General features: G+C 44.9%; 9 protein-coding genes. 7 read left to right on the top strand and 2 right to left on the bottom strand.

Translation table 11 applies throughout. The features are described from left to right. Nucleotides 1-20: 20 nt before the first annotated feature. Entirely contained in the window at nucleotides 21-566 is a 546-nt protein-coding gene (msrA, locus tag RG47T_RS16160; protein WP_074490430.1) for a peptide-methionine (S)-S-oxide reductase MsrA, read from the bottom strand. Nucleotides 567-632: 66 nt separating this feature from the next. Next, the gene (locus tag RG47T_RS16155; RefSeq protein ID WP_074490429.1) at nucleotides 633-1,259 is read right to left on the bottom strand and encodes a DUF4159 domain-containing protein; all 627 of its coding nucleotides are present in this window, start codon (nucleotides 1,257-1,259) and stop codon (nucleotides 633-635) included. 180 nt (nucleotides 1,260-1,439) lie between these two features. On the opposite strand from RG47T_RS16155, the gene RG47T_RS16150 reads away from it, so the two are divergent. From RG47T_RS16150 to RG47T_RS16120, 7 genes are all read left to right on the top strand, one after another. Continuing rightward, on the top strand, nucleotides 1,440-2,435 hold the full coding sequence (locus RG47T_RS16150) for an AAA family ATPase (protein ID WP_074490428.1): 996 nt from the start codon (nucleotides 1,440-1,442) through the stop codon (nucleotides 2,433-2,435). 829 nt (nucleotides 2,436-3,264) lie between these two features. Next, nucleotides 3,265-4,143: a DUF58 domain-containing protein gene (locus RG47T_RS16145; protein ID WP_074490427.1), complete on the top strand. Its 879-nt coding sequence runs from the start codon at nucleotides 3,265-3,267 to the stop codon at nucleotides 4,141-4,143. A 138-nt stretch (nucleotides 4,144-4,281) separates the two neighbouring features. Then, nucleotides 4,282-5,814, top strand: a complete 1,533-nt coding sequence (locus tag RG47T_RS16140; protein ID WP_074490426.1) for a BatA domain-containing protein — start codon at nucleotides 4,282-4,284, stop codon at nucleotides 5,812-5,814. Next, a complete protein-coding gene (locus RG47T_RS16135) occupies nucleotides 5,807-7,936 on the top strand; it encodes a DUF4175 family protein (RefSeq protein ID WP_074490425.1) in 2,130 nt (709 codons plus the stop codon). Before RG47T_RS16140 ends, RG47T_RS16135 begins: the two co-directional genes overlap by 8 nt. A gap of 3 nt (nucleotides 7,937-7,939) precedes the next feature. After that, nucleotides 7,940-9,730: a hypothetical protein gene (locus tag RG47T_RS16130; RefSeq protein WP_074490424.1), complete on the top strand. Its 1,791-nt coding sequence runs from the start codon at nucleotides 7,940-7,942 to the stop codon at nucleotides 9,728-9,730. Between the two features lie 56 nt (nucleotides 9,731-9,786). Then, the gene (locus RG47T_RS16125; RefSeq protein ID WP_074490423.1) at nucleotides 9,787-11,421 is read left to right on the top strand and encodes a TldD/PmbA family protein; all 1,635 of its coding nucleotides are present in this window, start codon (nucleotides 9,787-9,789) and stop codon (nucleotides 11,419-11,421) included. A 5-nt stretch (nucleotides 11,422-11,426) separates the two neighbouring features. After that, nucleotides 11,427-12,658, top strand: a 1,232-nt coding sequence (locus tag RG47T_RS16120) for a TldD/PmbA family protein (RefSeq protein ID WP_216351063.1), incomplete at its 3' end; no start/stop codon positions are given.

The raw sequence follows: 12,658 nt of genomic DNA, 5'->3' as shown, positions 1-12,658 counted from the left end.
TTTGTAAAATTCAAACAATGTTATAAAAGCTCGGGCTTAATCTTGTCTGTAAATTCTTTGGCAAACTTGTTTAGTTTGGGCTGAATTACAAATGAGCAGTAAGGCTTATTGGTATTATCGTTAAAATAATTCTGGTGGTAATCTTCTGCCTTGTAAAAAGTATCAGCAGGCACAATTTGCGTAACAATAGGCTTGTCAAAAACCTGCTCATCGGTCAGTGTTTTGATCATGGCTTCGGCCTGTTGTTTTTGCTCGTTGTTATGGTAAAATACGGCAGAGCGGTATTGTGTGCCCACATCATTACCCTGGCGGTTTAGCGTGGTTGGGTTGTGGGTTTTAAAAAATACCAGTAATAATTCGTCGTAAGTTAATACGTCGGCATCAAATTCTATTTCAATGGCCTCGGCGTGGCCGGTATCGCCATTGCAGATTTCCATGTAGGTGGGGTTTTTAATTTCCCCGCCGGTATAGCCCGATGTTACAGCTGTTACACCTTTTAATGTCTGAAATATAGCTTCTGTGCACCAGAAGCAGCCGTTTGCAAATGTTGCTTTTTGTAAGTTCATGGTTGTAAAAATTACGGGCCGCTTTTAGGTTTAAACTGTCTGAAATTTTGGCAGATAGCTCAAATACTACGAACCCAGTGCATATACTACAATATTTACGCCGAACTTGGTATTATCTTCAGACAGGAACCTTTTGTTGCGGAAATCATAGTCCCACTCGCAACCGTAATCTTTATTACTGTAGAGTACAGCAATGCGGCCGTTAATTATAATGGCCTTTAAATAGTCGTGCACCAGGTCATCGCCCCAGCCATTAAGCTCAAATGAGGTATTGGGAGGCCCTTTTTCGAAGGTGAAAAAAGAGCGGTAGATTGAATGGGTATTGGGAATTTTCTTCAGTGCGTTAGGCCCGAACAGCGAACTCATCTGCGCTTCGAATGATTTGGCAAAAAGTCCGTCTATGTCATGATTGCAGTCATCAGCAAAAACAAACCCGCCATTTTCTACATACTTTTTAAAGTTGGCGCGTTCTACCGCATCAAACTGTACCAGTTTGTGGCCGCTTAAATAGGCAAACGGATAGTTAAAGATATCGTTACTGCTTAGCGCCACCACCTTTTCCTTTGGTTCAATAGGTATAGTGGTATACTCTATTAAAGAATTAAGAATGTTGGCCGGCATCCGCTGGTCGGTATCCCAATCGCCCGAATGATAACTAAAACGGGCAAACGTAAATTTTTTCCCTAAAGACATTGTTCTTAAAACTCTAAAATTACTACAATATTTTTTGTAAAAAACGCAATGGGTTACGTCTGTTGTAATTTTTTGGATACTTTATTCAATTTTTTACAACAAAGCATTGTAATTCCCTTAAAACAGCAATATCTTGTGTCAGAAAATTAACCCATCCAAATTTTTAAACGCAATATAACTTTGGAACTTACCGAAAATAATATAAAAACGCTGTTGGCCAAGCTTCCGCAGCTGAAAAACGAAATCCAGAAGGTGATAGTAGGGCAGGATGCCATATTAGACGAGCTGCTGGTTGCATTTTTAGCAGGCGGCCACTGTTTGCTGGAGGGTGTACCCGGGCTGGCAAAAACGTTGATCGTTAAAACCATGTCGCAGGCCCTGCACCTTTCTTTCAGAAGAATTCAGTTTACGCCCGATCTGATGCCTACCGATATTGTGGGCACCGAGATTTTGGAAGAAGATCACGTAACCGGCAAACGTTTTTTTAAGTTTAACAAAGGCCCGCTGTTTGCCAATATTGTTTTGGCCGATGAGATTAACCGTACGCCACCTAAAACCCAGGCAGCCTTGTTAGAGGCCATGCAGGAGTTTGAGGTAACGTACGGGGGGCAAACCTATCCGCTGGATAGGCCCTTCTTTATATTGGCTACACAGAACCCCATTGAGCAGGCAGGTACCTATCCGTTACCGGAGGCACAGCTCGACAGGTTTTTATTACTGATAAAGATGGGATACCCAACCGAGCAGGAAGAGTTTGAAGTATTGAACCGTACCACCGGTACCCGCAAGGTAGAAGTACTACCCGTAATTACTGCCGAAGAAATTACGCAGGCACAGGCCCTGGTTCGCCAGGTTACCATCAGCGAAGATCTGGTTAGGTATGTAAGCAATATTATCCGCGCTACCCGCCCGGATACCACCACGGTTGATTACGTTAAAGAATGGGTACGCTGGGGCGCAGGCCCGCGTGCAGGCCAGGCTTTGATTTTAACTGCCAAAGCGCGTGCTTTACTAAAAGGGCGTTATGCAGTGTTGGAAGAAGACATCCAGGCTATGGCTGTATCGGTATTGCGTCACCGGATATTAATGAACTTTAAGGCAGAGTCTGAAGGTATAACTTCTGATACTGCGACACTGGAATTGATTAAGTTGGTTGGCAGGCCGAAGGCACTTTAGGAAAGAATCGGGAATCAAAACAAAAAAATAATAAATATAGAACGTCATGCTGAACTTGTTTCAGCACCCCACAGGACAGGTATAGCGTATACTTAACATGTGGGATCCCGAAACAAGTTCGGGATGACGGGCGGATAAATTATAAAAATAGAATGTCATGCTGAACTTGTTTCAGCACCCCACGGGACAGGTATAGCGCATACTTAACATGTGGGATCCCGAAACAAGTTCGGGATGACGGGCGAATAGATTATAAAAAAAGAATGTCATGCTGAACTTGTTTCAGCACCCCACGGGACAGGTATAGTTCATACTTAGCATGTGGGATTCCGAAACAAGTTCGGGATGACGTGTGAATAAATTATAAAAATAGAATGTCATGCTGAACTTGTTTCAGCACCCCACAGGACAGGTATAGCGCATACTTAGCATGTGGGATCCCGAAACAAGTTCGGGATGACGGGCGGATAAATTATAAAAAAGAACGTCATGCTGAACTTGTTTCAGCACCCCACGGGACAGGTATAGCGCATACTTAACATGTGGGATCCCGAAACAAGTTCGGGATGACAGGCGATAGATTATAAAAAAAGAATGTCATACTGAACTTGTTTCAGCAACCCACAGGACAGGTCGGTGACTTATCATGTGGGATCCCGAAACAAGTTCGGGATGACGGGCGAATAAATTATAAAAAAAGAACGTCATGCTGAACTTGTTTCAGCAGCCACAGGACAGGTCGGTGACTTAGCAAGTGGGATCCCGAAACAAGTTCGGGATGACGGGTGGGGTATTTCCGACAACAGACAACTGATAACAGACAACCAATATGCAACTCGACCCTAAAGTATTAATGACCATTAAGACTTTGCCACTACTGGCAAAAACGGTTATTGATGGCTTTATGAATGGTTTTAATAAAAGCACCGTAAAGGGGCCGGGACTGGAGTTTAGCCAGTACCGCAGCTACCAACCGGGCGACGATCTGCGCTGGCTGGACTGGCGCATGTTTGCCCGGTCTGACAGGTATTATATCCGCGAGTCGGAGGTGGAAACCAGTATTTCGGTAAAGTTTTTGGTGGATGCCAGCGCATCGATGAACCACGACGATAACGGTATTAAGAAAATAGACTATGCCCGTTACCTGGCGGCTTCATTAGCTTATCTGGTTAATTTGCAGGGCGATGCCGCAGGCTTATATGTGTTTCAGGATGGGGGATTGTTTACGCTTTCGTCCAAAGCAGATCCGCAGCATTTGCAGCGCATTTATTATCAGCTTGACAAGATGAAGGCGGGTGGTACGTTTACGCAGCCTGCGCATTATAAAGAATTGTTTACCGGATCGAGCCGGAAGGAACTGCTGGTTTTTATAACCGATATGTATCAAACAGATGGTGAGATTTATAAAGTGCTGGATTCATTAGCCGCCCTTAAACACGAGGTGGTGGTATTTCACCTGATGGGTGACAATGAACTGAATTTTGATTTTAAAGGTTACTCTGCATTAGAAGACCTTGAAACCGGCGAAACCATTGAGATCGATACACAGCAGGGCCGAAAAACGTATAAGGAAACACTGGACGCACATTTAGCGTCTATTAAAATGCAGCTGCTGGCCAAGCATATCGTGTACCGCATGATCAATACTTCGCAGCCGCTTGATGAAGCTTTGAGAGCGTTTTTGGTACAAAGGAAAAAGGGGATATAAATTGAGCTACACAATCAAATACAACAAATTTGTCATTGCGAGCGATAGCGTGGCAATCTCGTCGGTATACATTAACGATTTACCCAGGCTACGAGATTGCTTCGTACCTCGCAATGACAAGGGGGAGAACATACTATAATGCTTCAATTTTTAAATCCAATATGGTTTTTTGCTGCGGCCGCGATATTGATCCCGGTGGTGATACATCTGTGGAATATCAGGCCGGGGAAGGTTTTAAAAGTTGGCAGTACTTCGCTCATTGTATCAGCATCGCGCAAAAGTAGTCGTAGTTTTAAACTGCTGGATATTTTACTGCTGTTGCTGCGCTGTCTGTTGCTGTTATTAATAGCTATGCTGTTAACTGCGCCCATCTGGCAAAAAAAGATTACTGCAGCCAAAGTAAAAGGTTGGATATTATTGCCTAAAGAAAATTTTAGCGAAGGCTACCGGCATTATAAAACCAGTATAGATTCGCTTACCAAATTAGGCTACGAGTTTCATTACTTCAATAATGGTTTCCCTAAAGCTGATCTCACTAAATTACTGGTTGAAACCAAAGACCTTAAAACTTTAGATACCGCTGCAAAGCAAACAACCATTTACTGGAACTTGCTAAGCCAATTAAACAGCCAGTTACCTACTGATCGCCCGGTTTATTTGTATACCGCAAACAGCGCCAATCATTTTGCGGGCGATAAACCACAATCGGCGCTTAACCTGCACTGGCAAACTTTTACCCCTGCCGATTCTGTGAATACCTGGGTGCAGGATGCCTGGTTTAATAATAACAACACGGTTAAAGTTGTGCAAGGTACCAGCAAACCATCGGGCACCACTTATAATTATTTCAATATTCAGGCTGATAAAGGCGATGCCCGGTTTGCGGTTAATGTAAACAACGGCCAGCCCGAAGTAAGCCTCGTGAACAGTAAAGCCAAAGCTGTACCTGTTGATACCACAACCTTACGCATGGCTATCTACACCGACCGTAACACGGCTGATGTTAATTATTTGAAAGCTGCTTTAGATGCAGTAGCAAAATTCACCCAGCGTAAAACTGTTATTAAACAATACAGTAGTATAAGTGCTATCCCGGCAGGGCAAAGCTGGATCTTCTGGATCTCTGAACAACCTTTTGCTGCGCGGCTTTTGCAGCAGCATACCAATATATTTGCTTACCAGGTGGGTAAGCAGCAAAGTGTAAACACCCACATCAGTTCGGTAAGCGATATTGCTTTGCCAAATGGATCAGAACAGATCCCCTTATTTAAACTGATTGGCGCTACGCACCAAAAAGGGGAGATCATTTGGCACGATGGCTTTGGCCGCCCGGTTTTGGATGTAGAAAAACAGGATAATGCTGCCGTTTATCATTTTTACAGCCGCTTTAGTCCAACCTGGAATGATTTGGCCTGGAGCAGTAGTTTCCCTAAACTGATGCTGCAATTAATTAATGTGCCGTCGAAAAATACAATAACAGATCAGGATAGAACCAGCTTGAGTAATGAGCAGATCCAACCTATTAAAATAGCAGAAATGCATGCCGCAGTGGCCGATAAATTTACCGTTCAGAATGATTTGGGCAAATATTTCTGGCTGGCATTAATTGTGGTATTTATGGTAGAAAGATGGCTGGCAACACGTACTAAAATAATACAGAGCAATGGCTGAGCAGGAAGGATTACATAAAATAAAAGCTTTACAGCAACGCTGGATCGGTTACCAGTTAGCCGCCGATGTGTTATTGTCGGCTTCTGCGGCTATTTTGTCGGGCAGCGCTTTGCATTATATTTTCGATGCGCCGTTTATATTGGCTGTACTTATTTTTATCGTAGTGTTTGGCATATTGTCGGCTATCCGTCGCCCATGGCAGATCAATATTCAATCAATCCTTACATTCCTTAACCAAAGCTATCCTGAATTAGAAGAAAGTAGCCAACTGGTAATGAAACCAGCCGGTACCTTAAATATATTAGAAAGCCTGCAACTGGCAAAAGTAGAGCAGGCATTACAGCAAGTACCGGGTAGCCCGCAGCAATTTGGCCGCCGGCTAAAACAGGCAGTCATCTTTGTAATAGTAGCGCTGGTGCTCAGTTTCGCACTGGCTAAGCTGCCTATTAAATGGCACGCGGCTATGGGTAAACTGGTAACAGATACCATGGGTGTAAGCGCGAAAAACCTGCCGCCGGAGAAGATTTTACCGCAAATTAAATCAACCGGTTTAACAATAGTACCACCTGCGTATACCAACCGCCCAGCACGTAAACAGGATAGATATACTTTAGATGTAGAAGATGGCTCGACCGTAAAATGGAACATCCAAACTAACATCGATGTAAAACAAATATCGCTGATATTTAACGAGCACGAGGTTTTGAAAATGCAGGCCGGTGCCGATAAATCAAACTGGCATCTGTCTAAATTAATCTCGACCCCCGGTTTTTACCAAGTGAGTGTGGATGGTAAATTATCTGACCTTTACCCGGTAACGGTTATTAAGGATGCGCCGCCGGTGATCCGCATTAAAACGCCTAAACAATATACCCACATTGATGCCGGCGAAGCGCCCAGGGTAACCATTAATGCTTCTGTGAATGATGATTATGGCATCAGCAATGCCATCATCAACGCAACGGTAGCCAAAGGAAGCGGAGAGGCCGTGAAGTTTAAAGAATACAAGCTCAACTTTACCGAGGCTTTTGGTGCGCACAGCCGCCAGTATAACCTGCAAAAATTGGTAGACCTGCCTAAGCTGGATATGGAACCGGGCGATGAGCTGTACTTCTACATCCAGGCGCAGGATACCCACCAGCAAACAAGCCGTACCGATGTGTACATTGTTTCGATACAGGATACTGCCCAGCTATTAAGTATGGACGGGCTGGTAGCCGGCGTAAACATTAAACCCGAGTTTTTTAGAAGCGAGCGCCAGATCATTATCGATTCGCAATACCTCATTCACGCTAAAGATAGCCTGAGCAAGGAAGAATTTAACAGGCGATGTAACGACTTGGGGGCCGATCAAAAAATGCTGCGCCTGCGTTACGGTAAGTTTTTGGGAGAAGAGGATGAATCTAAAATAGGCTCTGAAACCGGCACAGAATTAGGCAAGGCCGAAAACTTTAGCAATACCACCATGATTATGGATGCTTATACCGATAAGCACGATAACGCCGAAGATGCCAGTTTTTTAGAACCCGCAGTTAAAGAACAGTTAAAAGCAACGCTTACCGAAATGTGGAAAGCCGAACTGCAATTGCGCATGTATAAACCAAGTGATGCCTTACCGTTTGAGTATAAGGCTTTGCGTTTGCTGAAAGATCTTCAGCAGAAATCACGCGCTTATGTGGCCAAAACGGGTTATAACCCGCCGCCCCTTAAATTAGAAAAACGTATGACCGGCGACCTGAGCAAAATCGCAGAACCCATCAGTCACGAAGATATTAAGAAACAAGGCGACCAGTTTGAAACCCTGAAAAAAGCGGTGGTGATACTGGAACAGTTAAAAACAGACCCTAAATTAAACGCTGTCGATCAGCATACCTTACAGGTGGCTTCGGCGCAATTAAGTGTTAAGGCAACCGCCCAGCCGGGTATTTATTTACCGGCTGTAAGCGCCATGAAACAAATTGTGAGCACCGGCAAAGCCAGTAACAGAAACATTGCCGTGGTAGAGAAAGCCATACAAAAAGCATTGCCTGTAAACCGGGCCATGCCGCAATCGTCAACCTCATCTGCCGATATCGGCTTGTCGCAGGGGTATTTTAAAAATCTAAACCGCATAAACAGATAGTAAATGAATTGGACCTATATCGTTTTACTCATTTGTTTAGTGCTTGCCGTATTTGCCATATGGCGCGAAATTCAGCGCGAAAGCAAGCGTAATCTGGCCTTGCGTGTGGTGGCTGTTTTAGTAGCTATAGCAGGTTTAGCCTGTATTATTTTACCCCTTACTTACGAGGGCGACATCAGCCTGAATGAAAAAAATCAAGCCTTTTTATTAACCGAAGGTTATAGTGCTGATAGTTTAAATACTGCTGCTAACCCCCGCATTTATACGCTGAGCAAAACCATTAAAAAAGATTATCCCAAAGCCATTCTGCTTAGCAGTGCCGAAGAACTTACGCAGGCTAAACCGGCTATCGGCAGTTTGCAGGTGTTAGGTTATGGTTTAAATGAAGATGAGCTTGCGCAACTGCATAACCTGCCTGTTAAATTTCATCCGGCAAAAGTTCCTGCAGGAATAAACAGCATAAGCTGGAACGCCCAGTTAAAAACCGGCGAAAAACTGATTGTGCAGGGCTCATTTACCAATGCAAGCAGTAAAGCGGTTAAGGTATCTTTAAAAGGATTGGGTACCACGCTCGATTCTGCTTTTATACAAGCCAACACTACTTCAGTATTCGATTTAAATGCTACACCGCGCCATACAGGGCGTGCGGTATATCGCCTTATTGGTACTTCGTATGCTGATACACTGGCTAACGAAAGCATCCCGGTTACGGTAGATGGCATTAAGCCGCTTAAGGTTTTAATGCTGGCCGGTGCACCAAACTTTGAAGATAAGTTCCTGAAAAACTGGCTGACTGCCAATGGTTACGGCGTAGCTGTACGCTCGGCTATCAGTAAAGATAAATTTAGCCAGGAATTTGTGAATGTAGATCAGCAATCGCTGGCGCGTTTAACAACCGGGCTAGTGGATAAATTCGACATTGTGCTCAGCGATCTTGATGTTTTAAAAACGCTGAATGCTTCAGAAAGCGCAGCCTTGAAACAAGAGGTATTGCAAAAAGGAGTAGGCATTATTGTACGGGCAGATAGTACGGCGCACTCCAACTTTTGGCTGCAACAAAACTTCCCGGTTAATAAAGTTTCTACGGCAGGGCAGGTGGTGTCTTCGCTTAAGATCCAGGGGCAGGATGCCGCAAGTGCCAAATTGCTGCTCGATCCGGCTTACATTACCCCACAAAACTATACCCAGCCGCTGGTTACAGATCAGCAAAACCGCATACTGGCCAGCAGTAGTCTGGCAGGCAGTGGTAAAGAGGTTTTTACCGTACTAAACGCCACGCGCGACTGGATGCTGAGCGGCGATGAAACTGACTATACCGCGCTATGGTCGCTGTTGATTACCAAGGCCGCCAAACATACACCGGCCCCCGAGCAATGGGCTATAGTGAGTAATGTACCATCGGTAAATACCCACACTAAATTACAGCTGGAAACATCTGCTTCGCAGCCGGTAATCAAGATCAATCAATCGCCAGTTTCGCTGGCAAGGCAAGCCGGTTTGCCTTTTGCCTGGCAGGCGGGTTACTGGCCGCAACATGCTGGCTGGCAACAGGTACAGCAGGGTACAGGCGCCGCGCAATGGTGGTTTGCTTACCCGCAAAACGAGTGGATGGCATTAAAGTATAGCCAGGCACTTCGCGATACCCGTAAATACGCTTCAGTATTTGATAATCAGCAATCTGTAACAAAACAAATACACCAAAAAGTACAGATTCCGGTATCTAAAATATACTTTTATGTACTGCTTTTGGCTGCCTGCACATACCTGTGGGCCGAGGCCAAATTTGCATCCTGAACAAGAAAAAACTTTAACTAAACTATATTAACCAAGCAAACAAAGGAGGATTAACTTTGAGACGTAGAGACTTTATTTATCTATCGGGATTAGGGGCCGGCACTGCTATGGTTGCAAATTCTGCCTTCGGTAAGTCAATTTACCAGGAGCAGCTATTAACAACTATCGATGTTCGCGCCAAAAAAGAACTTGCCGATGTTGCCCTTAACACAGCGAAAGCTAAAGGTGCATCGTATGCCGATATTCGCATTGGCCGGTATTTAAACCAGGCCATTGTAACCCGCGAAACCAGGGTGCTAAACGTTGCCAACTCCGAGTCGTTCGGGGTAGGTATCCGCGTTTTGGCCGATGGCTGCTGGGGCTTTGCAGCCGGTAACACCGTAACCAAAGAGGGTGTTGCCAAAATTGCAGAACGCGCAGTTGCCGTAGCCAAAGCCAATGCTAAGCTAGGGAGTAAACCCGTACAATTAGCCCCGCAAAAAGGTTATGGCGAGGTAAGCTGGAAAACACCTATAGAGCGTAACGCTTTTGAGGTGCCTATTAAAGAAAAAATAGACCTGTTGCTTACCGCAAATGCCGAAGCCATGAAAGGTGGTGCCAGCTTTGTAAACTCAACTATTTTCTCTATAAACGAGCAAAAATATTTTGCATCAACAGATGGTTCGTATATCGATCAGGATATCCACAGGTTATACCCTAACTTTCAGGTAACCAAAATTGACCAGACAATGGGTGCCTTTGAAACCCGTGCGGCATTAAGTTCGCCGGTGGGTATGGGTTACGAATATTTGACCCCAACCGAGTCTGAAAAAATAGGTGGTGTGGTAACCCGGTACAAAAACCGGTACGACATGATCGAGGATATTAAAAATGCCACTAAAAATGCTGCCGAAAAGGTAGCCGCAAAATCGGTAGAGCCGGGTAAATATGACTTGGTGCTCGATCCGTCGCACCTTTGGTTAACCATCCACGAGTCTGTTGCCCACCCAACCGAGCTTGACCGTGTATTGGGTTACGAAGCTAACTATGCCGGTACCAGCTTCCTTTCATTAGAGAAACTGAAATCGGGCAACTTCCACTTCGGTAGCAAGAACATGAACATTGTGGCCGATAAACTTCAGCCGGGTTCATTAGGCTTGGTGGGTTATGATGACGAAGGTGTTAAAACCGGTAAATGGGATATTGTTAAAGATGGCGTACTGGTTAACTTCCAGGCCATCCGCGACCAGGCGCACATGCTGGGTTTAGACCATTCGCAGGGATGCTGCTATGCACAAAGCTGGGACGATGTACAGTTTCAGCGGATGCCTAACGTATCCTTACAACCGGGTAAAGATAAATTAAGCGTTGATGATATGATCAAGAACGTAGAGAAGGGTATCTACATTGTAGGTAACGGTTCATTCTCTATCGATCAGCAGCGTTACAACTTCCAGTTTGGCGGTCAGTTATATTACGAGATCAAAAACGGAAAAATTGTGGGTATGCTAAACGATGTTTCTTACCAGGCAACCAACCAGGAATTCTGGAACTCGCTGGTAGCTGTGTGCGATGAGCGCGATTACCGTTTAGGCGGCGCGTTTAATGATGGTAAAGGCCAGCCAAGCCAGTCGAACGCTGTGTCTCATGGTTCATCAACCGCACGTTTTAATGGAGTTAACGTAATTAATACTAAAAGAAAAATCGGATAATTGATATGCCTATATTTAGCAAAGAAGAAGCACAGGCTTTATTAAAGAAGGTGCTTAGTTATTCAAAAGCCGATGAGTGTGAAGTGAGTTTAAGGGGTAACGACGGTGGCAACATCCGTACAGCTCTCAACGCAGTTTCTACCGCCGGTGATATCAGTACTGTTGGCCTGGCCGTAAGCTCTGTTTATGGTAAAAAAACAGGTACAGCAACCATCAACGAGTTTGATGATGCATCGTTAGAGAAAGTGGTTCGCCGCTCGGAAGAACTGGCACAGCTGGCACCCGAAAATTCGGAAACCATGCCGATGTTAGGCCCGCAAAAGTTTGAAGATGCTATTGGCTACAATGCAAAAACTGCAGCCATGACACCCGAAAGTCGCGCCGAAATGATAGGCAAAGCTTTTGAGGTAACCAAAGCTGCAAACCTGCAAGCCGCAGGCTTCCTGGAAAATACAACGCGCTTTACCGCGGTAATGAACTCTAAAGGTTTATTTGCTTACGATAAATCAACAGATGTTATTTACTCTGTAACTACCCGTAATGCTGTGGGCACTATATCCGGCTATGCGGCACGCGGGTTTACCGATGTAAGCAAAATGGATACGGCAAGTGCAACTAAAATTGCATCACAAAAAGCATTAAGCTCGGCCAATGCCAAAGCTATTGAGCCTGGTAAATATACTGTTATCCTTGAGCCTGTTGCCGGTGTTTACATGCTGGAAAACATGTTTCGTTTTGATGCGCGCAGCGCAGAAGAAGGCCGCAGCTTTTTAAGCAAAAAAGGTGGCGGTACCCGTTTGGGCGAAAAGCTGGTGGACGAGAAAGTAAATATCTACTCAGACCCGTTCAATACCGAATTGCCTGGCCCAACCTGGAGCAATGAAGGCCAGCGTTTGGAGCGTACCGACTGGATAAAAGGTGGTGTGGTTAAAAACCTGAGTTACTCGCGCTACTGGGCACAAAAGAAAGGTGTACAACCGGTACCGAACCCAAGTAACATTATTATGGATGGCGGTACTACCAGCCTCGAGGAAATGATTAAGAGCACCGAGCGTGGTATCCTGGTATCGCGTTTATGGTACATCCGTATGGTTGATCCGCAATCGCTGCTACTAACCGGCTTAACCCGTGATGGTACGTTTTATATCGAGAACGGTAAAATTATGTTCCCGATTAAAAATTTCCGTTTTAACGAAAGCCCGGTAATTATGCTGAACAACGTAGAAGCCCTGGGTAA

Source organism: Mucilaginibacter polytrichastri, from assembly GCF_001911425.1.
GTDB classification, from domain to species: Bacteria; Bacteroidota; Bacteroidia; order Sphingobacteriales; family Sphingobacteriaceae; genus Mucilaginibacter; species Mucilaginibacter polytrichastri.
This window is presented reverse-complemented; position numbering and strand designations above follow the sequence as displayed.

What these genes read in the sequence shown, in the direction of transcription:
- msrA (WP_074490430.1), bottom strand. Translation starts at nt 566, where the DNA reads ATGAACTTACAAAAAGCAACATTTGCAAACGGCTGCTTCTGGTGCACA.
- RG47T_RS16155 (WP_074490429.1), bottom strand. Translation starts at nt 1,259, where the DNA reads ATGTCTTTAGGGAAAAAATTTACGTTTGCCCGTTTTAGTTATCATTCG.
- RG47T_RS16145 (WP_074490427.1), top strand. Translation starts at nt 3,265, where the DNA reads ATGCAACTCGACCCTAAAGTATTAATGACCATTAAGACTTTGCCACTA.
- RG47T_RS16140 (WP_074490426.1), top strand. Translation starts at nt 4,282, where the DNA reads ATGCTTCAATTTTTAAATCCAATATGGTTTTTTGCTGCGGCCGCGATA.
- RG47T_RS16135 (WP_074490425.1), top strand. Translation starts at nt 5,807, where the DNA reads ATGGCTGAGCAGGAAGGATTACATAAAATAAAAGCTTTACAGCAACGC.
- RG47T_RS16130 (WP_074490424.1), top strand. Translation starts at nt 7,940, where the DNA reads ATGAATTGGACCTATATCGTTTTACTCATTTGTTTAGTGCTTGCCGTA.